The sequence below is a fragment of the Mycolicibacterium insubricum genome, assembly GCF_010731615.1.
Taxonomy (GTDB): domain Bacteria; phylum Actinomycetota; class Actinomycetes; order Mycobacteriales; family Mycobacteriaceae; genus Mycobacterium; species Mycobacterium insubricum.
In genome coordinates, this window is record NZ_AP022618.1 from 2,003,849 (window position 1) to 2,030,011 (window position 26,163).

Genomic DNA, 26,163 nt, shown 5'->3' on the forward strand with positions numbered 1-26,163 from the left:
CAACGAGTAACAATGCCCGGTGGTGCGAACCCTGGCCGAAGAAACTGTTCTTCGCGGCCGCCACACGCGGTTGTCGAAGACCCGTCGAGGAGGACGAACACCGAGCATGACGAACATCGTGGTCCTGATCAAACAGGTCCCGGACACCTGGTCGGAGCGCAAGCTCTCGGACGGCGACTTCACGCTGGACCGTGAGGCCGCCGACGCCGTCCTGGACGAGATCAACGAGCGCGCCGTCGAAGAGGCGCTGCTGATCAAGGAGAAGCAGGGCGACGGCACCGTCACCGTGCTGACCGCCGGTCCCGAGCGGGCCAGCGAGGCGATCCGCAAGGCGCTGTCGATGGGTGCCGACAAGGCCGTCCACATCAAGGACGACGGCCTGCACGGCTCCGACATCATCCAGACCGGTTGGGCCCTGGCCCGCGCGCTGGGCGCCATCGAGGGCACCGAGCTGGTCATCGCGGGCAACGAGTCCACCGACGGTGTCGGCGGCGCGGTGCCGGCGATCATCGCCGAGTACCTGGGCCTGCCGCAGCTGACTCACATCCGCAAGCTCACCGTTGACGGCGACAAGGTCACCGCCGAGCGGGAGACCGACGAGGGCGTGTTCACCCTGGAGGCGACCCTGCCGGCCATCGTGAGCGTCAACGAGAAGATCAACGAGCCGCGCTTCCCGTCCTTCAAGGGCATCATGGCCGCCAAGAAGAAGGAAGTCACCGAGCTGACTCTGGCCGACATCGGCGTGGAGGCCGACGAGGTCGGTGTCGCCAACGCCGGTTCCACCGTGCTGTCGTCGACCCCGAAGCCGGCCAAGACCGCCGGTGAGAAGATCGCCGACGAGGGCGACGGCGGCACCAAGATCGCCCAGTACCTGGTCGCGCAGAAGCTCATCTAAGACAACTGGAAACGAAGGCAGAGAAACCCATGGCAGAAGTACTTGTGCTCGTCGAGCACGCCGATGGTGCCCTCAAGAAGGTCACCAATGAGCTCATCACCGCCGCCCGTGCCCTCGGTGAGCCGTCCGCCGTCGTCGTCGGTGCCCCCGGCACCGCCGACGCGCTGGTCGATGGCCTCAAGGCCGCCGGCGCCGCCAAGATCTACGTCGCCGAGTCGGCCGACGTGGACAGCGTCCTGGTCACCCCGTACGTGGACGTGCTGGCTTCCCTGGTCGAGACCGCCGCTCCGGCCGGTGTGCTGATCGCCGCCAACGCCGACGGCAAGGAGATCGCCGGCCGGCTGGCCGCCCGCATCGGGTCGGGCCTGCTGGTCGACGTGATCGAGGTCAAGGAGGGTGGCAAGGGCATCCACAGCATCTTCGGTGGCGCCTTCACCGTCGAGGCTCAGGTCAACGGTGACACCCCGGTGATCACCGTGCGCCCCGGTGGCGTGGAGGCCGCCGACGCCGCCGGCGCCGGCGAGCTGGTCACCGTCGAGGTGCCCGCCGCCGCCGAGAACGCCACCCGGATCACCGCCCGCGAGCCCGTCGTCGCCGGTGACCGTCCGGAGCTGACCGAGGCCTCGATCGTCGTGGCCGGTGGCCGCGGTGTGGGCTCGGCCGAGAAGTTCTCGGTCGTCGAGGAGCTCGCCGACGCGTTCGGTGCCGCCGTCGGTGCCTCGCGTGCCGCCGTCGACTCCGGCTACTACCCGGGCCAGTTCCAGATCGGCCAGACCGGTAAGACCGTGTCCCCGCAGCTGTACATCGCCCTGGGCATCTCCGGCGCGATCCAGCACCGGGCCGGTATGCAGACGTCCAAGACCATCGTTGCGGTCAACAAGGACGAAGAGGCGCCGATCTTCGAGATCGCCGACTACGGCATCGTGGGCGACCTGTTCAACGTCGCCCCGCAGCTGACCGAGGCGGTCAAGGCTCGTAAGGGCTGAGTCTCCCGATTCGGGCAACGGCCCCCGCACGCCACGCGCGTGTCGGGGGCCGTTCCCGTTTTCGGCGCCCCTTGCCAGAAATTGAAACGTGTTCCAGTATTCATCGATGGAGCACGACCCCGCGGTACCGCTCGGTGACGGCGGCCCGTTCGACCCCGATGCCCTGCGGCAGCGGTACTCGGCCGAACGCGCCCGGCGGCTGCGCTCCGACGGCCTGGGCCAGTACGTCGAGATCGCCGGGCGGTTCGCGGGATTCGGCGACGACCCGTGGGCCGATCCCGGTTTCACCCGGGATCCGCTGACCGACGAGGTCGACGTCGCCATCATCGGCGCGGGTTTCGGCGGGTTGCTCACCGGCGCCCGGCTGCGCGAACTGGGCGTGCGGAACCTGCGGCTGATCGACAAGGCCGCCGACGTGGGCGGCACCTGGTACTGGAACCGCTACCCCGGAATCGCCTGCGACGTCGAGTCCTACGTGTACCTGCCGCTGCTGGAGGAACTCGGCTACCTGCCGACCGAGAAATACGTCAAGGGCGCCGAGATCCTCGCCCACTGCCAGGCCATCGCCCGGCACTACGACCTCTACCGCAACGCCTGCCTGCAGACCGAGGTCACCGAAATCCGTTGGGTCCCCGACGATTCCCGCTGGCTGATCACCACCGACCACGGTGACGCGATTCGGGCCCGGTTCGTCTCCATGGCCAACGGCTATCTGCAGAAGCCCAAACTTCCCGGCATCGTCGGTATCTCGGAATTCGCCGGACACGCCTTCCACACCAGCCGGTGGGATTACACCTACACCGGCGCCGATCTGGAACACCTGGCCGACAAACGGGTCGGCATCGTCGGCACCGGGGCCACCGCCATCCAGTGCGTACCGAAGATCGCGCCGGCGACCGGCGAACTGTTCGTCTTCCAGCGCACCCCGTCCACCGTCGACGTGCGGGCCAACGCCCCCACCGACCCGGCCTGGGCCGCGAGCCTGCAACCGGGCTGGCAGCAGCGGCGGATCGAGAACTTCCAGCTGCTCACCGCCGGCGGCGAGGCCGACGAGGACCTGGTCGCCGACGCTTGGACCAGCCTGGCCAAGGCGATGCCGATCGCGAAGGCGGGCACCGATCCCCGGGCGTCGGCGGCCGAACTCGCCGATTTCGCCAAGATGGAGCAGATCCGGGCCCGGGTCGACGCGCTGGTCGACGACCCGGCCACGGCCGAGGGACTCAAACCCTGGTACGGCTACTACTGCAAGCGACCGTGTTTCCACGACGAGTACCTGCAGACCTTCAACCGCGACAACGTCACCCTGGTGGACACCCGCGGCGCGGGCGTGCAGCAGATCACCCCGGCGGGCGTCCTGGTCCGCGACGACGACGGCACCGCCACCGAATACCCGCTGGACTGCCTGATATTCGCCACCGGATTCGAGGTCGGCACCGACTACCGCCGCCGCACCGGTTTCGAGGTCATCGGCCGCGACGGGGTGACGCTGAGCGAGAAGTGGGCCGACGGTGTGCGCACCCTGCACGGGCTGCACGTCAACGGCTTCCCGAACTGCTTCATCGCCAGCATCGCGCAATCCGGGTTCACGGTGAACTTCCCGTACCTGATCGGCACCCAGGCCCGGCACACCGCGTGGGTGATCGCCTGGGCGCTGCACCACGGCGTCGACGAGATCGAGGCGACCGCCGAGGCCGAGACGGCCTGGGTCAACACCGTGCTAGACCGCTCGGTCGTCATCGCCGGCCGCCGGGAATCCTGCACGCCCGGCTACTACAACCGGGAGGGCCAGGTCAGCGCCCGGCTGAACCAGGACAGCTACTTCTTCGGCGGCCCAACCGAATACGCCGACATCCTGGAGGCCTGGCGGGAGGCGGAGAACCTCGACGGCCTGACCGTCACCGTCCGGGGACGCCTGTGAACACACCCCTGCTGATCGACGGCGAGCTGGTCGCCGGATCGGCCGGGGAATTCGGCACCGTCAACCCGGCCACCGAGGAAATCCTGGGCACCGCCGCCGACGCCGACGCCGGCGACCTGGACCGGGCGATCGCCGCGGCCCGGCGGGCCTTCGACGACACCGACTGGCCACGCGACACGGCGCTGCGCGTGGGATGCCTGCGACAGCTGCACACCGCACTGACCGACGAGATCGAGCACCTGCGGGCGATCACCGTCGCCGAGGTCGGCGCCCCGGTATCGCTGACCTACGGCGGCCAGCTGCAGATGCCGGTGGACAGCCTGGCCTACGTCGCCGACCTCGCCGAAAACTACTCGTGGAAAAGCGATCTCGGCGAAGCCGCGCCGTTCGGCAGACCGACGCGGCGCACCCAGGTGCGGGAGGCGACCGGGGTGGTCGGCGCGGTGACACCGTGGAACTTCCCGCACCAGCTGAACCTGGCCAAACTCGGCCCCGCGCTGGCCGCCGGCAACACCGTCGTGCTCAAGGCCGCCCCCGACACGCCCTGGTGCGCCGCCGAACTCGGCCGGATCATCGCCGAGCGCACCGACTTCCCGCCCGGCACCGTCAACATCATCACCGCCGCCGATCACGGTATCGGCGCGCAGCTGACCGCCGACCCGCGCGTCGACCTGGTGTCTTTCACCGGATCCACGGCCACCGGCCGGGCGGTGATGGCGGCGGCGTCGGCGACCGTCAAACGGGTGTTCCTGGAACTGGGCGGCAAGTCGGCCTACATCGTGCTCGACGACGCCGACCTGGGTGCGGCGTGCGCCGCGGCGGCCGCCGGGGTCGCCATGCACGCCGGCCAGGGCTGCGCGTTCACCACCCGGCTGCTGGTGCCCCGGGACCGCTACGACGAGGCGGTGGCCGCGGCGTCGGCGGCCATGGCGGGTATCGGTTTCGGCGACCCGACCGACCCGGCCACGGTCTGCGGCCCGCTGATCTCTGCCCGACAGCGCGACCGGGTCCAGGGCTACCTGCGGCTGGCACTGGCCGAGGGCGGCCGGTTCGGCTGCGGCGGCGGGCGGCCGGCGGACCGGAGCAGCGGCTTCTACATCGAGCCGACGGTGATCGGCGGGCTGACCAACGATGCCCGGGTGGCCCGCGAGGAGATCTTCGGGCCGGTGTTGGTAGTGCTGGCCCACGACGGCGACGCCGACGCGGTGCGCATCGCCAACGATTCGCCCTACGGACTGTCCGGCGCGGTGGCCGGCGCCGACCCGGACCGGGTCGACCGGGTGGCGTCGCGGCTGCGCACCGGCACCATCAACGTCAACGGTGGCGTCTGGTACAGCGCCGACGTCCCGTTCGGCGGCTACAAGCAATCCGGTGTCGGTCGGGAGATGGGCCTGGTCGGTTTCGAGGAGTACCTGCAGACGAAGGTGATCGCCACCGGCACCGGCTGACCGCGGCGTGGGTCACACCCGCGGTCCGCGATGTTCGACAGCCCGACACGAACGCGTCACGCAGCCGATGCCGCCGGGCCGATCAGCTGCGTCACCGTGACGGCCATGAGCACTGCATCTGTACTCATCGCCCCCGAATCCACCACCGCCATCTCGATCCCGCGCTACACCTTGCTGTTGTCGTCGGACCCCGAGCACATCGAGGCCGCACAGCGTCTGCGTCACCGGGTGTTCACCTGCGAACCCGGATACACCCTCGACAGCGACAGTCCCGGTTTCGAATCCGGAAGGGACGCCGACCGGTTCGACGAATACTGCGATCACCTGCTGGTCCGCGAGGACAACTCCGGTGAATTCGTCGGCTGCTACCGCATGCTGCCCCCGCCGGGCGCCATCGCCGCCGGCGGCCTCTACACCGCAACGGAATTCGACGTCACCGAGCTCGATGTACTGCGCCCCTCGATGGTCGAGATGGGCCGCGCCGTGGTGCGCGACGACCACCGCAACGGTGCCGTCGTACTGCTGATGTGGGGCGGAATCCTGGCCTACCTGGACCGCAGCGGCTACGACTTCGTCACCGGCTGCGTCTCGGTGCCCATCGCCGGAGACGACGGCGAACCGCCGGCCACCCGGATCCGCGGCGTGCGTGACTTCGTGAAACGCCGGCACGCCAGCGAATACACCATGCACCCGTACCGGCCGGTCGTCATCGACGGCAAGGCGCTCGACGAGATCGAGGCGCCCGCCCGGGTCACCGTGCCGCCGCTGATGCGCGGATACCTGAGGTTGGGCGCCAAGGTGTGTGGGGATCCCGCCCACGACCCGGACTTCGGTGTCGGCGACTTCCCGGCGCTGCTGGACAAACGCCACGCCGACGTTCGCTACCTCAAGCGGCTGCGTTCGGCGGGCGCGGCCGCGGCGGATGCCCGGTGAACGCCGCGAACCCCTGGGTGCCCCAGGCACCGTGTGACACCGGGTGCCTGCACGCCGGCACCGACCCCTCCGGCAACCGAGCCGCCCGGGCCTGGCGGATCACCCTGCGAACCGCCGCGCTGCTGATCCTGGCGCCGGGACTGCCGCTACTGCCGCTGGCCGGCCTGCTCGGCCCCGGCCGGCCGCACGTCCAGCGCGCCTACTGCCGGCTGGTGCTGCGGGCACTCGGGGTGCGGGTCACCGTCACCGGCGGGGTGATCCGCAACCTGCGCGGGGTGCTGGTGGTCGGCAACCACACCTCCTGGGCGGACATCTTCGCCGTCGGCGCGGTGCTGCCCGGCACCTTCGTCGCCAAGGCCGAGATGGTCGGCTGGCCCGGCCTGGGCCAGCTGGCCCGGATGCTGCGGGTCATCCCGATCGAGCGCGGCAGCCTGCGGGAACTACCCACCGTGGTCGCCACCGTTGCGCACCGGCTGCGGGCGGGCAAGACCGTGGTGGCCTTCCCCGAAGGCACCACCTGGTGCGGCCTGGCGCACGGCCGGTTCGCCCCGGCGCTGTTCCAGGCGGCCGTGGACGCCCGTCGCCCGGTCCAGCCGCTGCGGGTGACCTACCGCCATCGCGACGGCCGGGTGTCCACTGCGGCGGCCTACATCGGCGAGGACACCTTGGGCGCCTCGATCAAGCGGCTGATGACCGCCCGGTTCACCGTCGCGCACCTGCACGTCGGCGAGTTGCTGCTGCCCGATGTGGGCCGTCGCGCCCTGGCGGCGCGAGCCCAGGCCGAGGTCACCGGCACCACAAGCACCACAAATACCACCGGCATCAACTGCATCACGGTCACCGCCCGGCACGCCGCGCTGGCGGCCTGACCGGCGAGGTCCGGCCGGCCGGGCGCCTGCCGGTATCCTGGGAACCGCTATGACGCCCGCCCGTCCGGTCTATCTGGACCACGCCGCCACCACCCCGATGCATCCGCAAGCCATCGAGGCGATGACGGCGGTGCTGGGCACCGTCGGCAACGCCTCGGCGCTGCACGGGGCGGGCCGGTCGGCCCGGCGCCGGCTGGAGGAGGCCCGCGAGCAACTCGCCGCCGCCCTCGGGGCCCGCCCGTCGGAAGTCATCTTCACCGCCGGCGGTACCGAGAGTGACAATCTCGCCGTCAAGGGCATCTTCTGGGCCCGCCGCGCAGCCGACCCGCGGCGCCGGCGCATCGTGTGCACGGCCGTCGAACACCACGCCGTCGCCGACGCGGTGGAATGGTTGGCTGCTCACGAGGGCGCCGTGATCACCGTGCTGCCCACCGGGGCCGACGGCTCGGTGCATCCGGACGCGCTGCGCACGGTACTGACCGAGCACGACGACGTCGCCCTGGTCACCGCGATGTGGGCCAACAACGAAGTCGGAACCGTTTTACCGGTGGCCGAACTGGCCGCGGTGGCAGCAGAATTCGGTGTGCCGATGCACAGTGACGCGGTGCAGGCGATCGGCGCGCTACCGGTGGACTTCGCCGCCGTCCGATTGGCGGCGGTCAGCCTGAGCGCACACAAGTTCGGCGGGCCGATCGGCATCGGCGCGCTGCTGCTGCGCCGCGACATCGCCTGTGTGCCACTGACGCACGGCGGCGGCCAGGAGCGCGACGTGCGTTCGGGCACCCCCGATGTGGCGTCGGCGGTGGCGATGGCGGTGGCCGCGCAGATCGCCGTCGATGGCCTGGACGCGTACCGCGGGCGCATCGGCGGGCTGCGCGACCGGCTGATCGACGGTGTGCTGTCGAGCATCGACGACGTGGTGCTCAACGGCGCCGCCGGCACGGCCCGGCTACCGGGCAACGCGCACTTCACCTTCCGCGGCTGCGAAGGCGACTCCTTGCTGATGCTGTTGGACGCCAACGGAATCGAATGCTCCACCGGATCGGCGTGCACCGCCGGGGTGGCCCGGCCGTCGCACGTGCTGCTGGCCATGGGCGCCGACCCGGAGACCGCCCGCGGTTCGCTGCGACTGACCCTGGGGCACACCAGCACCGACGCCGACGTCGACGCCGCGCTCACGGCGCTGCCACCCGTGGTGGAGCGCGCCCGGCACGCCGCGCTGGCCGGTGCGGGAGGTTGGCTGTGATGCGTGTTCTGGTCGCCATGAGTGGCGGGGTGGATTCCTCGGTGGCAGCGGCCCGGCTGGTCGATGCCGGCCACGACGTTGTCGGCGTGCACCTGGCATTGTCCACCGCACCGGGCACCCTGCGCAGCGGATCCCGCGGCTGCTGCTCGAAGGAGGACGCCAATGACGCCCGCCGCGTCGGCGACGTCCTCGGGATCCCTTTCTACGTCTGGGATTTCGCCGACCGGTTCAAGGCCGAGGTGATCGACGACTTCGTCGACGCCTACGCCCGCGGCGAGACCCCCAACCCGTGCGTACGGTGCAACGAGCGGATCAAGTTCTCCGCGCTGGCCGCCCGGGCGGTGGCACTCGGCTTCGACGCCCTGGCCACCGGCCACTACGCCCGGCTCGGCGAGGGCCGGCTGCGCCGCGCCGTCGACGCCGACAAGGACCAGTCCTATGTGCTGGCGGTGCTGACCGCCGAGCAGCTGCGCCGGTCACTGTTCCCGATCGGCGACAGCCCCAAATCCGTGATCCGCGCCGAGGCCGCCGCCCGCGGCCTGCTCACCGCGGACAAGCCTGACAGCCACGACATCTGCTTCATCCCGTCGGGGGATACCCGCGCGTTCCTGGGCGAGCGGATCGGGGTGCGCCCGGGCGCGGTCGTCGACGCGACGGGCACCGTCCTCGCCGAGCACGACGGCGTCCACGGCTTCACCATCGGCCAGCGCAAAGGTCTGGGCATTGCCGGCCCCGGCCCCGACGGCAACCCGCGCTACGTCACCGGTATCGACGCCGCCACCGGCACCGTGCGGGTCGGAACCGCGCAGGACCTCGAGGTCGTCGAGCTGACCGGCCACGATCCGGTTTTCACCTCCGGTAACCCGCTGGCCGGCCCGGTCGAGGGCCAGATCCAGGTGCGCGCGCACGGCGGCATCACCGACTGCGTCGTCGAGATTGTCGACGGGGCGCTGCGGGCCCGGCTGCGCCGGCCGCTGCGCGGGGTGGCGCCGGGTCAGACCATGGTGTTCTACCGTCCGGATCCCGACGGTGACGAGGTGCTGGCCAGCGCCACCATCGGCGCCACCGGCTGACCCGGCCCGGCGAACGTCGCCTACGGTTGCCCGGTGAGCATCTTCGCGACCGCCACCGCCATCGGGTCCTGGCCGGGCACCTCCGCGCGCCACGCCGCCGAGGTTGTCGTGGGGGAGTTGCATTCCCTGACGCCGCTGCCGGAACTGCCCGCCCGCGGGGTGGGTGCGGACCTGATCGGCCGGGCGGGTGCACTGCTGGTGGACATCTTCATCGACACCACCCCGCGCGGATACCGGCTGGCGGCCCGTCCCGGTGCGGTCACCCGCCGCGCGGGGGCGCTGCTGCGCGAGGATCTCGACGCCCTGGAGGAGGCCTGGGAGAAGGCCGGCCTGCGCGGCAGCGGACGCCCGGTCAAGATCGCCGCCCCCGGTCCGATCACCCTGGCCGCGGAGCTGGAACTCGGTGGCGGGCACCGGGCGATCACCGATCGCTCGGCGGTGCGTGACCTGACCGACTCGCTGGCCGAGGGGGTCGCCGGCCGGGTGGCCGAGCTGGCCCGGCGGCTGGAGACGACGGTCGTCGTTCAGCTCGACGAACCGTCGCTGCCGATGGCGCTGGCCGGTCGGCTGGCCGGCGTCACCGCGCTCTCGGCCGTGCACCCGATCGACGCGCCGGTCGCGGTGGAGCTTCTCGACACCTGCGCCGCGGCCATCGGCACTCCGATCGCGGTGCACTGCTGCGCGACCGATATCCCGTGGGAAGTCTTGCAGCGCAGCCGAATCGACGCCGCATCGGTGGATGTGACGACGCTCGACGCCGCCGACCTCGACGGGCTCGGCACGTTCGTCGACGGCGGTCGCACGGTGCTGCTCGGGGTGGTCCCGGCGACCGCGCCGGCTCACCGTCCACACGCCGAGCAGGTGGCCGCCGCGGCGGCCGAGGTCACCGACCGGCTGGGCTTCGCCCGCTCGGTGCTCGCCGAGCGGATCGGCATCACCCCGGCGTGCGGCCTGGCCGGCGCCACCGAGGCCTGGGCGCGCACCGCGATCGAGCTGTGCCAGCGGGTCGCCGACGGGATCGCCACCGACCCCGACTCGGCGTGAGGCCGGTCAGTCGCCGGTCGCGGCGTCGAGCTGTTTGATCAGGCGTTTGGCGGCGGTCAGCCGGTAGGACGCGTCGATGAGCTCGCCGACCTCGGTCCAGTCCACCGGCGCGGCGTCGAAATCCAGGCCGAGCCAGCCGAACGGGCCGACATAGGCCGGGAAGAAGAACCTGCGGTCCTGCTCCAGCGCCGTGCGCTCGGACTCGTCGACCTTGAACAGCACGCTGTGCGGGACCGGGGTCATGGAGGTTCCCGGGTTGCGGATGTTGCCGCCGTAGATGGCGAACATCTTCGGCACGCAGAACGACGGCCGGCCGTGGGCGATCTTCTCGAAAGCCTCGGGCAGGCCCAGGGCGATGCGGCGCACCTCGGCCAGGCCCGGATCGTCGTCGGAGAACATGATCGGGTGCGGCATGGCACCAGGGTATGGCCGGGGAGCCGGGCCGGCGAGAGGTTAGCCTTGCCGGGTGAGCGGAACCGATCCCGATCTGGAAGCCGATTCTGCGGATTCCGGCCTACGCCACCGGTGGCAGGAGCTGTCCGAGGAGGTGCGCGATCACCAGTTCCGCTACTACGTCCGCGACGCACCGATCATCAGCGACGCCGAGTTCGACACGCTGCTGCGCCGGCTGCAGGAGCTGGAGGACGCCCACCCCGAACTGCGCACCCCCGATTCGCCGACGCAGCTCGTCGGCGGCGCCGGATTCCAGACCGATTTCACCCCGGCCGCCCACCTGGAGCGGATGCTCAGCCTCGACAACGTGTTCAACGTCGAGGAACTGGCGGCCTGGACCAGCCGGGTGGACGCCGAGATCGGCTCGGACGAGCATTTCCTCTGCGAGCTCAAGATCGACGGCGTCGCACTGGACCTGATCTACCGCGACGGCCGGCTCGACCGGGCGGCCACCCGCGGCGACGGGCGCACTGGTGAGGATGTGACACTCAACGCGCGCACCATCTCCGGTATCCCCGCCCAACTCACCGGCACCGCCGACTATCCGCTGCCGGCCGTGCTGGAGGTGCGCGGCGAGGTGTTCTTCCGGGTGGAGGATTTCGCCGAGCTCAACGCCGGACTGATCGCCGACGGCAGGACCCCGTTCGCCAACCCCCGCAACAGCGCGGCCGGCTCGCTGCGGCAGAAGAACCCGGCCGTCACAGCGCGGCGGCCGCTGCGGATGATCTGCCACGGGCTCGGGCACGCCGAGGGATTCAACCCGCCCACCCTGCACGACGCCTACCTCGCCATGGCGGCCTGGGGGCTGCCGGTTTCCGAGCACACCACCCGGGTCCGGGGCCTGGCCGCCGTCGAGGAGCGAATCCGCTACTGGGGGGAACACCGCCACGACGTCGACCACGAGATCGACGGCGTGGTGGTCAAGGTCGATGAGATGGCGCTGCAGCGCCGCCTCGGGGCCACGTCGCGGGCTCCGCGGTGGGCGATCGCCTACAAATATCCGCCGGAGGAGGCCCAGACCAAACTGCTCGACATCCGGGTCAACGTCGGGCGGACCGGGCGCGTCACCCCGTTCGCCCATATGGAACCGGTTCGGGTCGCGGGGTCGACGGTGTCGCTGGCCACCCTGCACAACGGCTCGGAGGTCAAACGCAAAGGCGTACTGATCGGTGACACCGTCGTCATCCGCAAGGCCGGTGACGTCATCCCCGAGGTGCTCGGTCCGGTCACCGAACTGCGCGACGGCACGCAGCGCGAGTTCGTCATGCCCACCCACTGCCCCGAGTGCGGCAGCCCGCTGGCCCCGGCCAAGGAGGGCGACGTCGACGTCCGTTGCCCGAACGCCCGCAGCTGCCCGGCGCAACTGCGCGAACGCGTCTTCCACCTGGCCGGACGCGGTGCCTTCGATATCGAAGGGCTGGGTTATGAGGCGGCCACCGCGCTGCTGGCCGCCGGGGTCATCACCGACGAGGGGGACCTGTTCGACCTCACCGCCGAGGACCTGATGCGGGCCGACTTCTTCGTCACCAACAAGGGTGAGCTGTCGGCCAACGGTGCCCGGCTGCTGGCGAATCTGGGCACGGCCAGAAAGCAGCCGCTGTGGCGGGTGCTGGTGGCCCTGTCCATCCGGCACGTGGGGCCGACGGCGGCCCGCGCGCTGGCCGGTCACTTCGGCACCCTGGATTCGATCGAAGCGGCGAGCCAGCAGCAGCTGGCCGACGTCGAGGGCGTCGGCCCGACCATCGCCGCCGCGGTCATCGACTGGTTCACCGTGGACTGGCACCGGGCGATCGTGGACAAATGGCGGGCGGCCGGGGTCCGGATGGCCGACGAGCGCGACACGTCAATCGAACGAACTCTGGAGGGCCTGTCCGTCGTGGTGACCGGCTCGCTGACCGGATTCTCCCGGGACCAGGCAAAAGAGGCGATCCTGGCGCGCGGCGGCAAGGCGGCGGGGTCGGTGTCGAAGAAGACCGCGTACCTGGTCGCCGGTGACGCACCGGGCTCCAAATACGACAAGGCCGTCGAGCTGGGGGTGCCGATCCTCGACGAGGACGGCTTCGTCCGGCTGCTGGAGGACGGGCCGCCGGCCTGAGCCGGAGTCCGGCTAGACCCATTTGGTGTGATCGGGGCCGGTGCGGTGCCTTTAAACTTGCTGCAGACCGCACGTGGCGCGCTGCTCACGGCATTGCCGCGGCCAATTGATGAGGGGTAGGACCTTGACCAACATTCCTGGTGGGCCCGGTGCGCAGTACCCGGGCGGCGGCCCGATGGAGAACCCGTCCGGTGGTGCCGTCGAATACCCCGACGCCGCCTGGGCCGGGGCTGAGGCGCCGCCGCAGTCGGCGTGGGTGCCTGGCGCCGCGGGACCGGTCAGCGCCGGTGCGCCGCTGCCGCCGGCCGGTGGCTGGGCTCCGGCCGCGGCCCCGGCCAAGTCGAAGAAACCGCTGATCATCGGTGGTGTGATCGGCGCGGTGCTACTGCTGGTGATCGTCGGCGTCATCATCGTGGTCAACGTTTCCGGCGGCTCCAAGAGCAGCGCCGGCGACGCCATGCGCGGCTACCTGGAGGCGCTGGCCCGCGGTGACGCCAAGGCCGCCCTGTCCTTCAGCAACGATGAGCCCGGCGAGAAGGAATTCCTGACCGACGAGATCCTGAAGAAGCAGATCGAGCATTCGCCGATCACCGACATCAAGATCCTCAACGACGACTCCAGCTACGGCATGGCGCGGGTGCACGTGTCGGCGAAATTCGGTGACAAGGTCTCCGACGAGACCATCTCGATGAAGAAGTCCGGCAACGACTGGAAGCTGGACAACGCGGCGATCAAGATCGAGCCGAAGAGCTACGGGGTCAACGACGACGCGAACAAGACGCTCACGCTGTTCGGCAAGCCCGTCGCCGACCACACCACCTACGTCTTCCCGGGCTGGCAGGACTGGGGCAGCAGCAACGACAACCTGGAGGTGACCTCCGAGCCGATGCTGCTCAACGGCCTGGGCTACTTCAGCTTCAGCAGCGCCAAGATCGACTTCAAGCTCAGTGAATCCGGCACCAAGTCCGTCAAGAACGCGATCGTCGCGGCGATCCAGGCGTGTGTGGCGTCCACCGACCTGGAGCCGACGGGCTGCCCGCAGCGCATCTACTCCTACCGCGCCGCGCCCAATACCGCGGCATGGAGCATGCCCGACCTTTCGCCGATGAAGCTGGAGTCGTTCTCCAGCTACTCGATGGAGGTGCGATTCTCCGGGAACCTGACCTTCCCGGTGACCTACCGGACCACCAGCGGCGACACGAAATCCGATTCGGACAACGCGCTGACCTGGGGCAAGGTCGACATCACCCAGTCTCCGCTGCGCGCCACGTTCCGCTGACCCGGTGAGCGAGCCCCGGCCGGTGACGGCCGGGGCTCGTTGCCGCGCTCAGCGCAGCAACGACGCCACGACGCCGGCCAGGTAGCCCAGCCGGTCCACCTCCGAAGCCAGGAACTCGGGGCCGCCGGCGCGGCCGAGCACCAGCGCCGTACCGGGATCACCCAGGGGCGCTGCCGCCAGTGCGGTGTCCAGATCCCGCCACAGCTGCGGCATCCAGTCCGCGGAGGTGTCCAGCGCGACGGCGTGCCGCAGCGGCAGCCACGGGCTGCGCTCCAGCGGGGTCTCCGGGGCACCGGAACTGCCGGCCACCCGTTGCACCGACGCGTCGTCCTGGCGCACGACGGAGGCCCAGCCCACCCGCAGCACCCGGGGCGCCTCGTCGACGAGTACCTGCAGTTTCTGCTTCTTCTCCGCCGCTGCGACGTGCGCGACGAGCTCCAGCTCGCGATGCGCCTCCAAGAGTCCGGTGTGCGGGCGGATGGTTTCCACTCGCACCCCCATCAGGGTCTCGGCCGCGGTGATCAGCGAATCGGGCATCGAGCCGGGCGGCAGTTCGACCACCAGGTCGTCGACCGCGAATCCGGTGCCGCGCTGGACCACGTCGAGGGACAGGATGTCGGCGCCGACCGAACCGAGGGCCACGGCCAGCGATCCGAGGCTGCCCGGCCGATCGGCCAGCTGGACGCGCAGGAGATAGGACGACACGACGTCAACTGTTCCACAGCGCCGATCACCCGGCACACCGGGCAACTCCGCGGTACCGGCGGCGCTCGGTGTTTTCACCGGTCTCAAGGGGCGCGTTCAGTCCGCCGGTTGCAACCGGAACGGTTCGGTGCCGGTGTCGGTAACCGGCGGCGCTCCGCACGATCCGTCGTCGTCGGTGGACCACAACGAGCCGGTCAGTGTCGTCGCGTCCCAGGCGTAGTGCACGTCGCCGGGATGTTCGGAACCGTCGCTGACGCACTGGACGGCGTTGGGATTGTCCAGTTCGTCGAGTCGCCACTGACCGTCGGCGGCGTTGGCCTGGGCGGTCTTGCCGTTGGGGAACCGGACCTGGGAGCACCCCTCACCGCACGGGGTGAAGACCCATACCGCCGAGGGATGGTCGCCATGCTGCGCGGTGTAGGCGCCGCTCATCGGGGTAACCGGGCCGGTGTTGGGGGGTCCGCCGGCGGCGGCCGGGCCCGCGGCCGCGAAAGCGAGCGCGAAGGCCGCGCCGACTGTCGCGGTCAAACGTGATGTTGTCGAACGTGCTGTGGTCATGACGGGTTTCCTCATCTTTGTGACAGCGACTGCTGGATGTCGGCGGCGACCATCCCGACGTCGGAGTTGGCCTGCTGCAGGCCGGTGAGCACGTCGGGGTAGTTGCCGCCGCTCATCGACAGGTCGAACACTAGGCGACGGCCGCCGTCGGTGGTCATGAAGCCGGCCAGGCTCTGCACGTTGAACAGCGCCCGGCCGGTCACCGGGTCGGCGACGGCGACCGTTCCGGTCTTGGCCGCGATCTTGCCCTTCGCCGGGCTGTCGGTGCCGACGGCGGCGATGGTTCCGGTCTCGCCGAGGATCGGTTGCCCGGCCGCCAGGGCGGGCCCCCACGGCTGGGCGTTGGCCCACCGCAACCAGGCGACCAGCTGAGCCGGCGTCGCCGACGCCGGATATGCCCCCTCGCCGTCGGTCAGCACCACCGCATCCGATGTCAGTCCGGCCTTGTCGATGGCGGCCCGAACGGTTTTCAGTCCGTCGGTGCAGTCGGTGGAACCGGCGCGGGTGGCCAGCAGGCACAGCATCGCGTTGGCACCGGTGTTGTAACTGGTGCGCAGGATCATCGACCCGAACTCGCGCAGCGGCGGGGATTGCAGCGCAGCGAGTTTCGGCATCGTCGGCACGGTTGCGACGGCCGGGAGCCGGGTTTGATCGTCGGCGCGCAGCGCGGGGGCGCCGACCGAAACGTGGGCCCGCTCGAGTGCTTCGATGAACAGGGTGCGGGCCCAGCCGGCCGCGTCGGGTACCCGGTACACGGTCAGCTGCGGCTTGCCGGCGGGGATCGACCCGGACAGCACCAGCGCGTGCGGGTTCGCCGGATCCGGTGTGACGGTCAGGTTCGACGGTGTCGCGCCGTCGGTCGTCGTCACCTTCGCGGCCACGGTGTAGGCCGAGGTCGCCGGGGTGAGGGCGACGGTGGCCGGCTGCCCGACCGCTCCGGGGGTGACGTCGATGTCGAGGAGGTTGTCGTTGACGAAGATCGGTGGGACGCTGCCCTCGTGGCCCTGTCCGGTCTGCCACAGCCGGGTGTCGACGACGACGTCCCCGGTGACGGCCGTCACGCCGCTTGCCGCGATTTGGCGGGCCAGCTCGTCGAGGCCGGCAAGCGGATCGTCGTGCACCCGGGCGGCGGTGGGGGCGATGTCGCCGTAGACGTGATCGATGTGCTCGGCGTCGAAGGCATCGTCGACCCGCCCGGCCATGGCACCGCGGCCGCCCATCGTCAGATCGCCTGCGGCGACGAGGATCAGATCGCCGTGCACCACGCCCCCGGCCGGGGCCGCGGTGGCGTACACCGGCGTGCTCAGCCGGGTGTCGGGCCCGACGGTGTCATACAGCGTGCCGATGGTGAACTGTTTTCCGGTGGAGCCGGTCAGCACCATCTCGTCGGGGCGCCGGCTCAGCAGCACCTCGCCGGTGTCCAGGTCGGCGACCTGAAAGTTCCACCGCGCGTGGGCATAGGCCGGTTTGTCGGTGATCGCCCGGGCCGAGTCGGGCAGTTCCCCGGGTTCGGTCTCCGGAGCCGAATTGCAGCCGGCGGCCGCCAGACTCAGCAGCGCGATACCGGAGAGTGCGCGTGCACTCCTCGCCGCGAATTTTGCCATGTACCTTCCCTGCTTCTCATCCGATGGTCTGAATATGCCTTGTTTGCGGGGGCAGTCCCGGGGTTTACTTGCAGCCGAGAAATTGGTAGGCGCAGGTCGACGGTTGTGCATGGGTGGGGGAGTTCGCGGTTAGCTTCGGGGGCCGGGCGCTGACCCGCTCAGTGGTACTGCTCGCGGTATCGTAGACCCAGATCCGTTGCAGGTTATCGATGAACACCCATTTCCCGTTCGGGGTCCGGTAGCTCTCGGATTCGCTGACTCCGTGCGGCCATGTGACGCCGACACTGCCGTTGTTCGGATTCACAACGAACGTTGGAGGACGCGGCTCGCCCTGGATCTTCACCGGTGGTGCGGCAGGATCTGGGTAGGCGCCCGCCGGCAGCGGGACGCTTCCCGCCGGCAGCTGGATGGTTCCCGGAATCTCGATGAGCGGACCGCCGGTGATGATCACCGGCGCGACGACGTCACTGTCGTCACTGTCGTCGGCGTTGGCCGGTGCGCTCAGGCCCAGGCCCAGGCCCAGGGTGGCCACCGCGGTCGCCCACAGGCTCATTCGTCGTGGCCGAGACCGCGCGACGCCCGTACCCGTCGCTACCGGACTGCGGCCGGATTGGTTGTTGCTGAACATATCTGCCTTCCTGATCTACTTGGTGGTCACCGGCAGTGGGCCTTGATGATGACGTCTTGTGATTTGGTGGGATCCCAGTTCGTCGCCGTACCCCCTGCGTAGTCCCAGGGGCCGTTTGGAGGCGCCATTGGGTCGACGAACATGGTGACGCCGACCCCGAAGGCGCCTTCGATCACCTCGATACCGCGTGGCACGGCCCGGTTTTTCGACGAGTAGTCCGTCTGGTCCAGGTACATCCCTTCGGCGCATTTGATTTCGACGTTTATGGTGCCAGAGGGTGCGATCGTGAACTTCTTCTCGACGACATACTCGGCAGCGGCCGATCCGGCCGTGCCCAGTGTCAGGATCACCGCGGCGGTGGCCATACCGGATGCCGTTAGCGCGCCCCGGCGGAACCTTGTCAATCCATTGATGTTCGACATGTGTGTTGTCCTTTCGTGGGTTGGGTGTTCGGCATCGGGTTGCTGCGCTACCCGACCGGGACCTGCTTGCGGTCCGTGCAGTGCGCCTTGATGACGATGTCCTGCGGCCAGACGCTCCAGTTCGTGGCCGTTCCGGTGGCGCCCCGGTAGGAGCCGGATCCCTGCTGTTGATCGACGCCGGTCATGGTCACCCCGACGGCGGTTCCGCTCTCGATCACCTCGACCCCGTAGGGGACCAAGCGCGCCGACGACGAGTAGTCGGACATCACCAGGTACATGTTGTCGGGGCAGCGAACGGCGACGTTGACGGTTTCGGACCCCTTGACGGCGTAGGTGTTCTGCACTGTCTGGTCCGCCGACGCGGTGGCCGCGGTGCTCAACGCGAAGCCCAGTGTCAGGGCGGTCACGCCGCCGAACATCACTGCTGCGGAGGCTCGGTGGTATCCCGGCCCGGTGGTGGTCATCCGGGTCATCCGTTCGGCTGGCTGGCAGGGTCGTTGCACGGGTTGGCAATCAGGGACGTCTCCGCGTTCTGGTGGTTGTTGGCGTCGCGCTGTGCCTTGTCGAACGCGCGGAAGGGGTCGCTGTCGGTGGCGGTATAGAACTTGTTGTCGGTGCCGCCCTTGACCAGGGCTGCGCAGGTCTGTCCGGCGAAGGTGGCCACCACCTTGCAGCCGTTACCGCAGATTCCCTTGGCCACCTGCTTGGCGGTCATTTCGTCCGGCTGTGACACCGACGTGCCCCAGTCGCCCTGTGGCGATACGGCGATCGCGCCCCAGGTGTTGGCGGCGCCGGCGGCCGGGGCGCCGATGAGGCCGACCGTGGCGATGGCCGCGCAGCACACGGCCCGGGCGGTAAAGAGTGTCCGGTTCATGATGGGTGTTCCTCTCACTGGTTCTGTTGGTTGGCCGGAACTACCGGTTGCCCATCGGATATCCGTCGTTGGGGTTGTTGCTGCAGTGCGCCTTGATGGTGAGGTCCTGGGGGCTGGTCTGCCAGTTGGTCGCGCTTCCGGTCGCGCCGGTGGACCACGATTCGCTGTTGTTCGAGACGGCGTGCATGTTGACGCCGACACCGCCGTTTTCGGCGATGTCGATGCCGGCGGGAACGATCCGGCCCTTGGCGCCGTCGTAGCGGCGGTTCACCAGATACCGTGCACTCGCCGGGCAGGCGACGTTCACCTCGATCGAGGCCCCGGCCTGGAGGGTGTATTTCACCTCCTGGGTGACGTCGTCGGCCGACGCCGTGCCGGCGGTGCCGAGTGCCACGATCGCGGCGAGACCGACCAGTGCGCCGGCCGTGAGCCGGTGTGTCCGGCTGGTGGTGGGGGTCATGGGAATTGTCCGTTCTATCGGTGGGGTCTGTGTCGGTGCGGTTGTTGAATTGGGTGCTTCAGTTCGGGTCAGCCGCGGTAGCTGGCCGGGCCGCTGCCCTTCGGGTCGTTGCAGCCCCAGGTCACCTGGGTGCTGCCGGGGTGTTGTTCCTCGGCCACGTCCTCGGCATCTTCCTTGGTGGCACCGGTCGCGACGAACAGGTTCCCGCCGTCGCGAACCAGGACGCCGCAGTCGGTGAAGGCGGTGACGTTGCCGCTGCAACCGGGACCGTTGCCCATGCACCGGTAGGCGGCCGTGGTTCTGGCGGCGTTCATGTCGGCCTGGCCGGTCGACACCGCCCAGCGCGTGCCGTCGGGGGAGATGGCGATGGCGCCCCAGCTGCCGTCGGCGAATGCGGCCGGCGCGGCGGCCAGCGCCAGCGCAGCGGTCGCGCCCGCCGCGGCGAACAGGCCGGCGATCCGTTGGCGATTGGTGTTCATGGTGATTCCTTCCGATTGGTGTTTGCGAGTGTGTTGGTTCGGGTGGTTGCTGTGGTAGGCGGACGAGTGCCGTGCCTACGCATTCACGCAGTGGCCCTTGATGATCAGGTCCTGGGTGAACGGGCTCCAGTTCGTGGCGGTGCCCGACGCGGATTTGAACCGCTTCCCGTTGATGTCGTCAATGGTGGATGGGCTACCCATGTTGACGCCCACGGCCGTTCCGGCCTCGATCACCTCGACTCCGTGCGGGACTGCACGGTCGTTCGACGAATAGGAGGTGTTGTTCAGGACCATCCCGTCCGGGCAGTGGATAGCGACGTTGATCGAGTTCGATCCCGCTATCGTGTAGGTGTTTTGGACAACCTGGTCGGCACTGGCGGTGCCGGCGGCGAGCAATGCGCCGCCCACCGTCAGGGCGGCGAGAGTGCCGGATACCGCGGCCGTCCTCATCCGCCGGAGTGCTTGGTGGTTGATTGTGAACATCGGTGTCATCCGTTCTCTGCGGTGGATTTCTGAACTTCCTGCTGTGGTAATCAGTTTCGTTCGGCGGGTCTGCGGTGTCTGTCGGGCCAACGGCGGTCGCAGTGGGGGAATCAGCTGTCGGGCGATCGGTGGACACCGCGAGCTGATGCGGATTGCGGTCATGGATATTCCTTTCCCGTTCGGGCTGTGATTGTCGGTCGGCCCGGGCTGCCCGGTATCCGGACGCGACTACCTGCAATCCGGACCAGGTGGTGTCCGACTACCCGATGCACGCCGAGCGCTACCCGTACCCGATGACCCGCACGACGGACGGGTAGTCGAGCGGCATTACGGGTAGTGCGGTGCGCAGGGCCGAGGAAATTCGGGTAGTCGGGCACGGACCCCGCGTCGCGCGGCTGCGGCCACAGTGGAATCCGAACGGCCCGCATTCAGCTCCCGGTAGCCGGGTTGCCGTCGGGCCGAGGCAGGAGGGCAACGTGAACACGGTGCACGAGGGGGGCCGCGGTTACGAGGCAGCGTTGCGGCGACTTCCCGACGCGCATTCGCTGGCGCTGCGCCTGCGTGCCGCGGGCGTGGCCGACGAGGTCATCTGTACCTACCTGCACGTCGAGCCGGAAGGTTTGGACAGTGTGTTCGCGCTGGCGCACCGGAAGTTGGCCGCCGAACTGTCGAAATTCCCGGACCCGGGAAGCAGTTGAGTTCTAAAATCGCTGATATGGGGGACCGCTGGCCGCTCACCGGGCGGTGTGAGGAACTGCGGTTGATTACCGATGCACTCGCCGACGGTGAGTGCCGGGGCGTCGCGATCGCCGGGCGGGCCGGCGTCGGCAAGACCAGGCTGGCGCGTGAGGTCGCGGACGGACTGGCCGCCGCCGGTTGGGCCGTCGCCCGGCTGGCCGGTACGGCGACCGGCCGATCGGTCCCGCTGGGCGCCTTCGCGGGGTGGATCGACGATTTCGACGCGAACCCGCTGGCGATGGCGCACCAGGTGATCACCGCGCTGACGGCGCGTGCTGGAGCGGCCCGGTTGCTGGTGGTGGTCGACGACGTGCACCTACTCGATGACTTGTCTGCGCTGGCCGTGCATCAACTCGTGAACCACGAGGTTGCCACGGTCGTCGCCACCGTCCGTACCGCCGAGCCCTCCGCCGACGCGGTGTCTCTGTTGTGGAAGGACCGTGTGCTGCGGCGCATCGAGCTGCAGCCGCTGTCACAACCGGAGTCCGAGGCCTTGCTGGTGTCGGTCCTCGGCGCGGTGAGCCCCGACTGTGCGCATCGAATGTGGAAGTTGACGCGCGGCAACGTGCTGTTTCTGCGCCACCTGGTGGAACAGGAGCTCGCCGCGGGACGATTGGTGTCGGCGGAGGGACAGTTGCATTGGATGACCGGGCTGTCGGTGTCGCCGACGCTCGTCGAACTGGTCGAAGCGCAGATCGGCGCAGTTCCCGGCGATGTCCGGGACGTCGTCGACCTGGTGGCGGTGGCCGAGCCCGTCGAACGGAGCTGCCTGGAGTCGCTGGCCGGTGTGCGCGCTGTGGAGGCCGCCGAGGAGCGCGGGCTGATCCGGGCGACACCGGAAGCCGATCTCGTCTACGTCGGCCACCCGCTCTACGGTGAGATCCGGCTGGAACAGTGCGGCGGGCTGCGTCTGCGACGGTTGCGCGGTGAGCTTGCCACGCTCATGGCACGAGATCCGTCGCGGGTGGATCCGCTGCGTCTCGGCATGCTGTGGCTGGATTCCGATCTTCCTCCGGACGTCGCGGTGTTGTCCCGCGCAGCGGGGATCGCGCGGTCGCGGCTCGACCTCCCGTTGGCCGAACGTTTCGCACGGGCGGCACTGGCGGCGGGAACGGACCCGCCGGCCGTGGTTGCCCTGGCCTACGTGCTGTTTCTGCAGGAGAAGGGCGCCGAAACCGAGCGGCTCCTCGACAGCCTCGATCTACCCGAACCACACGACGATCATCTCGTCACGCCCGCCGTCCTGCGGGCCGCGAACCTGCTGTGGGTTTTGCGGCGACCCGATGAATCCCGGGCGGTGATCGACGCTGCACTCGAGCGCGGCGATCCCGGGGCCCAACGACACCTGCGGGCGTTCCGGGCGGTCCAGCTGGTGCTTGCGGCGCATCCCGCGGCCGCGCTGGACGCACTGTCGCGCATCGACATCGGCCGACTCGACCCCTTCGGCCAGACGCTGGCCAGGTGCGCAGAAGTCATCGCATTCGGCGATCTGGGACGGACCGACGAGGCGGTCCGGTCTGCCGCCGCCGGGTATGCGGTCGTCGCCGCTTCGCCCCAGGACGGCTTCCAGGGCACCGGCCTGTCGGAGTTTCACGCCTTTGCCCTGTTGGCCGCCGGCCACGTCGGTGATGCCCTCGCCATCGCCCGGGAGCGCCACCGACTGTGCGCGAAGCTGCCGGGGATGGTGTCGGCGATGGCATCGGCGTTACTCGGTATGACGGCATTGGGCGGCGGCGACCTGCCGACCGCCCTGCGTTGTTTCGATACGGCGGCCGCGGGCATCGGCAGCTACGGCGAGGTCAGCGGGATCTACTACCGATTCAAGATCTCGGCTACCGAAGCACTGGCACGCAGCGGGCAGGTCGACGCCGCGGTCGCGGCACTGGCGCAGCTGACCGACACCAGACACCCTGCCTACGACTATGTCGAATCGGGTCGCCTGTTGGCGACCGCGTGGGTGGCCGCGGCGCGCGGACGCGCCGGCGAGGCCCGCGCCGCCGCCGCCGAGGCGGCCGAATTCGCCGCGCGGCACGGCCAGCCGGCCCGGGAGGTGCTGTGCCTGCAGGCTGCCGTCCAGCTCGGCGACGTGACCGTCGCCGGCCGCCTGGCCGAACTGGCGGCGCTGGTCGACGGGCCACGGGCGGGCATCGCCGCCCGCTACGGTGCAGCGCTGGCCGACGGCGATGCGCACGGGCTGGAAGCGGCGTCGTGCGAGTTCGAGGCCAGCGGTGATCGGCTGGCTGCCGCCGACGCCGCCGCACAGGCCGCGGCGGTCTACCGCCAGTCCGGTTTACGCGGCAGTGCACTGACGGCCGCCGGCCGCGCCGGTCGGCTCGCGCAGGACTGCGGCGGGGCGGTGAGCCCGGCGCTGCTCGCCGCCAGCGTCACCCTGCCGCTGACCGAACGGGAACGCGAAATCGCCCTGTTGGTGGCTCGTGGACTGTCCAATCGTGATATCGCGCAGGCGATGTCGTTGTCGGTGCGCACCGTCGAAGGCCATATCTACCGGGCTACCGTCAAGGCCGGTGTCACCACGCGGGCCGAATTGTCCTCGGCGGTCGCGCAGTATCCGCGACTGCCGGTGTCGGGCTGACGGGCCGCGGCACGGGTTCATCCGGTGGGTATCGTCTGCTGCGCGTCGGCGTAATCGTCACTGCAGTGCAGCTTGATGACGACATTGGCCGGCGCGGTGTTCCAGTTCGTCGCGGTCCCCTCCGCGCCGACGTAGACACCTTTCAGCTCCACCCAATCAGCGGCACCGCGCATGGTGACACCGACGCCGCCGTTCTCGAAGACGTCGACGCCGCGCGGTACCACCCGGCCGAGTGCGGTCGGATAGATCCGATTCACCAGGTAAGGCAGATACCGGCCGTCTACGGCCTTGTTGCCCGGACAGCGCAGACTGACCTTGATCGAATCCGACCCATTGATGGTGTAGGTCTGCTCGACCGACCCTTCGGCGGCCGATGCGGACCCGGCTCCGATGAGCGCGGCTCCTGCGGTCGCCGACGTCCACACGGTGGCGATGAGCACGGCGTTCACCAGGTGGCGCCGGTGATGATTGGTGTTGGTGTTGGTGACCATGATCTCAGTGCCTCGCGAAGTTTCCGACGTAGTAGGTTTGCGAGCCGCCGGTGGCCTCGGCAAACCCGGCATCGGTGTAGGAGCAATCCAGCATCTGCCGACGGTGCGTGGGGCTGTTCATCCAGGCGTTCACCGCGGCGGATTCGCTTGTGCCGCGGTAGATGTTCTCCGCCCAACCGCGCAGCGGCGCGTAGCCGGCGCCCTGGATGCGAGTCTGCTCGGTGGACTTGTCCGAGCCGTCGTGGGACATGCTGCCGGTAGCGGCGATGTCGTCGACATGACGCTCGGCCGCCGCCACCAGATTGTCGTTCATGGTCAGCGGTTGGCAGTGGTTCGCCACCCGCTTGTCGTTGACGAGGTTGAGTAGGGTCTGCGGATCGGCGTGCGCCGTACCCGAGCCGGCGATCAGGACGGCCGGCCCGGCCATCGCGATGGTCGCCGCCACTCCGGCGAGAAACAACTTGGTGTGGTTGACAGGTCTTGCGGTCATGTCCGGTCCTCTCGTAGGTGGGTTCTTCGGACTGCTGAGACCACCGTGGCACTTTCGATCGGACTCCGTTGTCGGCCGAATGGCTATGCGGCGGACCAATTTCACGTCCACCGATCGGTGGACTGCGGTCTGAAGTCCGCCCTGGCGCCCTCAGTGTGACGGCTCCGGGCGTCGGTGGGATCAGGCTCGGAGAAAAACAGGTAGTCGGATCCCACAACAGGTAGTCGGTGTTGTTGATCGCGTCCTCAACTGAGTCCTACCGTTGGTGAAGGTAGCCGCGGAAAAGGGGATGCGGCGGTGAATTGCGTGCCTGCCCGGAGGTCGGCGACGCGCACTTCGTCGCGGTGTGTCCCCCGACCGGGGGAGCAACGGTTCATCCGCCGATCGGGCCGGCCGGTGGACAGACGCGGCTTCCTGCTGTTGCCAAGGTTGAGGGAAGCAGGCAGTCAGGAGAATTCACATGAACGTCGGAACGGGAAACAGCTGGCGGCGGGCAATGACCGCCACGGTTGTGCTGGCGTCGGCGACGCTGGGCAGCTCGATCGTGGGCATCGGAGTCGCCTCGGCCACCGACACCACGGTCGAGCAGACCTTCACTCTCAGCGGATTGAACTCGATCAAGGTGTACGTCTACTGCCCGCAAGAGGCGAAGTACTTCCTCAACCACGATTACACGCCGGGTCGTGCGGTCCAGAAGGGCGTCGAGGTGATCGAGAGCGGGGGCATCGGGGTCAGCATTGCCAACAACTCCGGCACCGCCACGAACTGGAACGTCTCCACCAGCGAGCTCAAGATCATCACCCATTGCACCTCAGACGTCACCAAGGCCGCCCAGGGGCAGTACTGATGCCGCGGACCAACCGATTCGACCGGGCCGGACGAAACGCACAGCTGGAAAGGGAAATCGAGATGAACGCAGGTGTGAGTAACAGCTGGCAGCGGGCAATCGCCGCCACGGTTGTGCTGGCGTCGGCGACGCTGGGCAGCTCGATCCTGGGCACCGGCGTCGCCTCGGCCACCGACACCACGGTCGAGAAGACCTACTCCATGACGGCATTGGACACGATCCCGGTGGTGATCGTTTGCCCGCCGGAGGCGAAGTATCTGACGAGAGGCCACCTCGCGCCGGGCCGCATCGTCCCGGATGGCATCGAGGTGATCGAGGACGGCGGCATCGGGGTCAATATGAATAGCCACTACGGCGCGCGCGAGGAGGGCCGCGCCCGATCGGGTGCGACCATCATCGTGGAACCGATCAATGGCGGCGAAGGCACGGCCACAAACTGGAACACCTTCGGTCGCAAGGTCAAGCTGATCGCCCATTGCACCTCCGACAAGAACAAGTCTTGGCTGGATGACGGCTCCTGATGCTGCGAACCACCGTATTGGACAGGGAGAG

28 protein-coding genes are annotated in these 26,163 nt (G+C 69.3%); 15 read left to right on the forward strand and 13 right to left on the reverse strand.

What is annotated here, in order from left to right; genetic code table 11:
- Positions 1-106: 106 nt before the first annotated feature.
- The 9 genes from G6N16_RS09585 (at position 107) to G6N16_RS09625 (ending at position 10,412) form a co-directional block, all read left to right on the forward strand.
- On the forward strand, positions 107-895 hold the full coding sequence (locus G6N16_RS09585; RefSeq protein ID WP_083029526.1) for an electron transfer flavoprotein subunit beta/FixA family protein: 789 nt from the start codon (positions 107-109) through the stop codon (positions 893-895).
- Between the two features lie 29 nt (positions 896-924).
- Positions 925-1,881, forward strand: coding sequence for an electron transfer flavoprotein subunit alpha/FixB family protein (locus tag G6N16_RS09590; protein WP_083029527.1), 957 nt, complete (start codon positions 925-927; stop codon positions 1,879-1,881).
- Between the two features lie 106 nt (positions 1,882-1,987).
- On the forward strand, positions 1,988-3,799 hold the full coding sequence (locus G6N16_RS09595; RefSeq protein ID WP_083029528.1) for a flavin-containing monooxygenase: 1,812 nt from the start codon (positions 1,988-1,990) through the stop codon (positions 3,797-3,799).
- Complete coding sequence (locus G6N16_RS09600; RefSeq protein ID WP_083029529.1) at positions 3,796-5,247, forward strand: aldehyde dehydrogenase; 1,452 nt, start codon at positions 3,796-3,798, stop codon at positions 5,245-5,247. The genes G6N16_RS09595 and G6N16_RS09600 overlap by 4 nt, the downstream gene beginning before the upstream one ends.
- A gap of 105 nt (positions 5,248-5,352) precedes the next feature.
- Positions 5,353-6,180, forward strand: coding sequence for a GNAT family N-acetyltransferase (locus tag G6N16_RS09605; protein WP_083029562.1), 828 nt, complete (start codon positions 5,353-5,355; stop codon positions 6,178-6,180).
- Positions 6,177-7,049, forward strand: a complete 873-nt coding sequence (locus G6N16_RS09610; RefSeq protein ID WP_110810738.1) for a lysophospholipid acyltransferase family protein — start codon at positions 6,177-6,179, stop codon at positions 7,047-7,049. The genes G6N16_RS09605 and G6N16_RS09610 overlap by 4 nt, the downstream gene beginning before the upstream one ends.
- 49 nt (positions 7,050-7,098) lie before the next feature.
- On the forward strand, positions 7,099-8,295 hold the full coding sequence (locus G6N16_RS09615; RefSeq protein WP_083029530.1) for a cysteine desulfurase family protein: 1,197 nt from the start codon (positions 7,099-7,101) through the stop codon (positions 8,293-8,295).
- Positions 8,295-9,368 carry a tRNA 2-thiouridine(34) synthase MnmA gene (gene mnmA / locus G6N16_RS09620; protein WP_083029531.1) on the forward strand — a complete coding sequence of 358 codons (1,074 nt, stop codon included), beginning with the start codon at positions 8,295-8,297 and terminating at the stop codon, positions 9,366-9,368. The genes G6N16_RS09615 and mnmA overlap by 1 nt, the downstream gene beginning before the upstream one ends.
- A 33-nt stretch (positions 9,369-9,401) precedes the next feature.
- Positions 9,402-10,412 (forward strand): methionine synthase, encoded by a 1,011-nt coding sequence (locus G6N16_RS09625; protein WP_083029532.1) that lies wholly within the window; start codon positions 9,402-9,404, stop codon positions 10,410-10,412.
- Positions 10,413-10,418: 6 nt separating this feature from the next.
- Here the strand turns inward: G6N16_RS09625 and G6N16_RS09630 are convergent, their stop codons facing one another.
- A complete protein-coding gene (locus G6N16_RS09630) occupies positions 10,419-10,826 on the reverse strand; it encodes an MmcQ/YjbR family DNA-binding protein (protein ID WP_083029533.1) in 408 nt (135 codons plus the stop codon).
- Positions 10,827-10,878: 52 nt separating this feature from the next.
- On the opposite strand from G6N16_RS09630, the gene ligA reads away from it, so the two are divergent.
- A complete protein-coding gene (ligA, locus tag G6N16_RS09635; RefSeq protein WP_083029534.1) occupies positions 10,879-12,960 on the forward strand; it encodes an NAD-dependent DNA ligase LigA in 2,082 nt (693 codons plus the stop codon).
- A 124-nt stretch (positions 12,961-13,084) separates the two neighbouring features.
- Positions 13,085-14,239 (forward strand): DUF4878 domain-containing protein, encoded by a 1,155-nt coding sequence (locus G6N16_RS09640; RefSeq protein ID WP_163787845.1) that lies wholly within the window; start codon positions 13,085-13,087, stop codon positions 14,237-14,239.
- A gap of 48 nt (positions 14,240-14,287) precedes the next feature.
- Here the strand turns inward: G6N16_RS09640 and G6N16_RS09645 are convergent, their stop codons facing one another.
- The 10 genes from G6N16_RS09645 to G6N16_RS09690 form a co-directional block, all read right to left on the reverse strand.
- A complete protein-coding gene (locus G6N16_RS09645) occupies positions 14,288-14,944 on the reverse strand; it encodes an ACT domain-containing protein (RefSeq protein WP_083029536.1) in 657 nt (218 codons plus the stop codon).
- A gap of 96 nt (positions 14,945-15,040) precedes the next feature.
- On the reverse strand, positions 15,041-15,502 hold the full coding sequence (locus G6N16_RS09650) for a hypothetical protein (protein ID WP_133052879.1): 462 nt from the start codon (positions 15,500-15,502) through the stop codon (positions 15,041-15,043).
- A gap of 11 nt (positions 15,503-15,513) precedes the next feature.
- The gene (gene dacB, locus G6N16_RS09655; protein WP_083029538.1) at positions 15,514-17,106 is read right to left on the reverse strand and encodes a D-alanyl-D-alanine carboxypeptidase/D-alanyl-D-alanine endopeptidase; all 1,593 of its coding nucleotides are present in this window, start codon (positions 17,104-17,106) and stop codon (positions 15,514-15,516) included.
- A 64-nt stretch (positions 17,107-17,170) separates the two neighbouring features.
- Entirely contained in the window at positions 17,171-17,638 is a 468-nt protein-coding gene (locus tag G6N16_RS09660; protein ID WP_133052880.1) for a hypothetical protein, read from the reverse strand.
- A 122-nt stretch (positions 17,639-17,760) separates the two neighbouring features.
- Positions 17,761-18,156 carry a hypothetical protein gene (locus G6N16_RS09665; protein ID WP_133052881.1) on the reverse strand — a complete coding sequence of 132 codons (396 nt, stop codon included), beginning with the start codon at positions 18,154-18,156 and terminating at the stop codon, positions 17,761-17,763.
- A gap of 47 nt (positions 18,157-18,203) precedes the next feature.
- Positions 18,204-18,620 (reverse strand): hypothetical protein, encoded by a 417-nt coding sequence (locus G6N16_RS09670; RefSeq protein ID WP_133052882.1) that lies wholly within the window; start codon positions 18,618-18,620, stop codon positions 18,204-18,206.
- Between the two features lie 5 nt (positions 18,621-18,625).
- Positions 18,626-19,030 carry a DUF4189 domain-containing protein gene (locus G6N16_RS09675; protein ID WP_083029542.1) on the reverse strand — a complete coding sequence of 135 codons (405 nt, stop codon included), beginning with the start codon at positions 19,028-19,030 and terminating at the stop codon, positions 18,626-18,628.
- Positions 19,031-19,070: 40 nt separating this feature from the next.
- The gene (locus tag G6N16_RS09680; RefSeq protein WP_083029543.1) at positions 19,071-19,490 is read right to left on the reverse strand and encodes a hypothetical protein; all 420 of its coding nucleotides are present in this window, start codon (positions 19,488-19,490) and stop codon (positions 19,071-19,073) included.
- Positions 19,491-19,558: 68 nt separating this feature from the next.
- Positions 19,559-19,969 carry a DUF4189 domain-containing protein gene (locus tag G6N16_RS09685; RefSeq protein ID WP_083029544.1) on the reverse strand — a complete coding sequence of 137 codons (411 nt, stop codon included), beginning with the start codon at positions 19,967-19,969 and terminating at the stop codon, positions 19,559-19,561.
- A 75-nt stretch (positions 19,970-20,044) separates the two neighbouring features.
- Positions 20,045-20,614, reverse strand: a complete 570-nt coding sequence (locus G6N16_RS09690; RefSeq protein ID WP_163787846.1) for a hypothetical protein — start codon at positions 20,612-20,614, stop codon at positions 20,045-20,047.
- A 314-nt stretch (positions 20,615-20,928) separates the two neighbouring features.
- Between G6N16_RS09690 and G6N16_RS09695 the strand changes: the two genes are divergently transcribed.
- Complete coding sequence (locus G6N16_RS09695) at positions 20,929-21,150, forward strand: hypothetical protein (RefSeq protein WP_083029546.1); 222 nt, start codon at positions 20,929-20,931, stop codon at positions 21,148-21,150.
- Positions 21,151-21,167: 17 nt separating this feature from the next.
- The gene (locus tag G6N16_RS22045; protein ID WP_083029547.1) at positions 21,168-23,783 is read left to right on the forward strand and encodes a helix-turn-helix transcriptional regulator; all 2,616 of its coding nucleotides are present in this window, start codon (positions 21,168-21,170) and stop codon (positions 23,781-23,783) included.
- 17 nt (positions 23,784-23,800) lie between these two features.
- Here G6N16_RS22045 and G6N16_RS09705 read toward each other — a convergent pair whose 3' ends face one another.
- A complete protein-coding gene (locus tag G6N16_RS09705; RefSeq protein WP_083029548.1) occupies positions 23,801-24,274 on the reverse strand; it encodes a hypothetical protein in 474 nt (157 codons plus the stop codon).
- A 4-nt stretch (positions 24,275-24,278) separates the two neighbouring features.
- On the reverse strand, positions 24,279-24,764 hold the full coding sequence (locus tag G6N16_RS09710; RefSeq protein WP_083029549.1) for a CAP domain-containing protein: 486 nt from the start codon (positions 24,762-24,764) through the stop codon (positions 24,279-24,281).
- Between the two features lie 460 nt (positions 24,765-25,224).
- Between G6N16_RS09710 and G6N16_RS09715 the strand changes: the two genes are divergently transcribed.
- Positions 25,225-25,611 carry a hypothetical protein gene (locus tag G6N16_RS09715; RefSeq protein WP_133052884.1) on the forward strand — a complete coding sequence of 129 codons (387 nt, stop codon included), beginning with the start codon at positions 25,225-25,227 and terminating at the stop codon, positions 25,609-25,611.
- A complete protein-coding gene (locus tag G6N16_RS09720) occupies positions 25,611-26,132 on the forward strand; it encodes a hypothetical protein (protein WP_083029551.1) in 522 nt (173 codons plus the stop codon). Before G6N16_RS09715 ends, G6N16_RS09720 begins: the two co-directional genes overlap by 1 nt.
- The last annotated feature ends 31 nt before the right edge of the window (positions 26,133-26,163 follow it).